General features: G+C 42.5%; 2 protein-coding genes. Both read right to left on the bottom strand.

Annotated elements, in window-relative coordinates:
- Positions 1 to 65 precede the first annotated feature (65 nt).
- Positions 66 to 707, bottom strand: coding sequence for an HNH endonuclease (locus RUMCAL_RS07715; protein WP_207636448.1), 642 nt, complete (start codon positions 705 to 707; stop codon positions 66 to 68).
- Complete coding sequence (locus RUMCAL_RS07710) at positions 700 to 1,872, bottom strand: site-specific DNA-methyltransferase (protein ID WP_423219182.1); 1,173 nt, start codon at positions 1,870 to 1,872, stop codon at positions 700 to 702. The genes RUMCAL_RS07715 and RUMCAL_RS07710 overlap by 8 nt, the downstream gene beginning before the upstream one ends.
- Positions 1,873 to 1,925 lie beyond the last annotated feature (53 nt).

Here is a 1,925-nt window from a genome sequence, read left to right as displayed (position 1 = left end):
CTGCCAGCAGTCCGGCAAGCGGAAAACCGCCGCTACCGTCAAAGAGGCTGCCAAGGGTGAGCGATCTATTCATTAGTCACCTCCAGATTATTTCCTGCTTTATCGCATGATAAAAGAAACGCCCTGCATACTGATAATTCTGCAAAGCGTTTACATTTCTCTATAACTTTACTTCGTATCCATATTGGTGCGGCAGGAACGTTGTTATATCTTCCATATTCGCCAAACATACACTCCATACCAACATTTCTTGCCTGAACTGCCTCTTGAAATGTATCGTAGTATCCAAGATGAATATCCAGCTGACTGATTTTGATTCTTGCACGATATTTCTTTCTGGGTGGATAATAACTTACTCCGCTTACACCCGATGTGTTATTTTTTTGAAGCGGTTGATTTATTTGATTTTGCTGATGTGTACAGAAACGGACATTGCATCTTCGATTATCCAATGTATCAAGATTGATATGATCCAGCTCCATTCCTTTTCTTGTACTAAAAAGCACTTGATGCAGCGGTCGACCATGGCAGTCAACGATATATATTTGCCTACCTTTCCTGCTTTTATAAGAGACATACCATTTGATATCTTTTATTCTACTGAATAAATCAGCATCAAACATGAATATCGTCCCATCGGAAAGATGACCATAGCCAATTATACCATCATCAGAAAATGTGTAATTCACATTGCCGATATCACTCACGTCCTCTCTGAGCGTCATTCACATTGCTGTCTTGAATATTCAGTTCGTCTGCTGAAAACTCATGTACTTCTGAACACGGGTACTTTACTCCGTTGCGCAGAACATACACGCCATCAGCTGAACCAACAGCAGCAATGTATCTTCTGATGATTGCTGTTGCATATTTGGGATCAAGTTCTTGTGTGTAACAGATTCTGTTGGTCTGTTCTGATGCAATGAGTGTAGAGCCGCTGCCGCCGAAAAGATCAAGAATGATTCCGTTTTCCTGTGATGACATACGAATCGGATATGCAATCAATGGAAGAGTTTTCATTGTAGGATGTAGCTTTGACTTTTTCGGCCTGTCAAATTCCCATACAGTAGTCTGCTTGCGGTCACCGTAGAATTTGTGCTTTGCAGTATCCTTGAAAGCATAAATTACTGGTTCGTGCCGCATTTGGAAATCCATTCTGCCGATAACAAGTGTATCTTTTACCCAGATACAAGTTGTAGAATAGTGGAATCCCGCATTAACTGTTGCTTTATAAAAATTACATTTTTCTGCATCTGAATGGAAACAGTAAAATGCTCCGCCGTCTGCGAGAGATGTATATGCGTTTTTGAACGCATCCAAGAGAAACTGATAGAACTTCTCACTGTCAGACCATTTGTCATTCATAATTGTCATACCTGTACCGCCGGAATATGCACAATTATACGGAGGATCTGTAATACAGGCATTTGCTTTCTGACCGTCCATCAGCAAGGCAACTTCATCAGGTTTGGTGGAATCTCCGCAGCGAAGTCTGTGTCTGCCGAGAAGCCAGATGTCACCATTTTCAACAAATGGTTCAAACTCTGCCGCCTTATCTACATCAAAATCATCATCTTTTACATCTTCATCTGATGCAAATAAGTCCGCAAGTTCCTTTTCATCAAATCCAGTCATGGAAAGGTCGAATCCGAGCTCCTGTAGTTCCTGCATTTCAACGGACAGCAGTTCTTCGTCCCAGCCTGCATCCAATGCCATCCGGTTGTCAGCAAGGATATATGCCTTCTTCTGTGCTTCGGTTAGATGGTCGGCATACACACAGGGAACTTCTGCAATGCCTTCTTCCTTTGCCGCCATGATGCGTCCATGTCCAGCCAGCACATTGTATTCCCGGTCGATAATGACCGGATTCACAAATCCAAACTCGCGAAGGGAAGAGCGAAGCTTCAGGATCTGTTCCTTGTTGT

The organism is Ruminococcus callidus ATCC 27760, assembly GCF_000468015.1.
Taxonomy (GTDB): Bacteria; Bacillota; Clostridia; order Oscillospirales; family Ruminococcaceae; genus Ruminococcus_C; species Ruminococcus_C callidus.
This window is presented reverse-complemented; position numbering and strand designations above follow the sequence as displayed.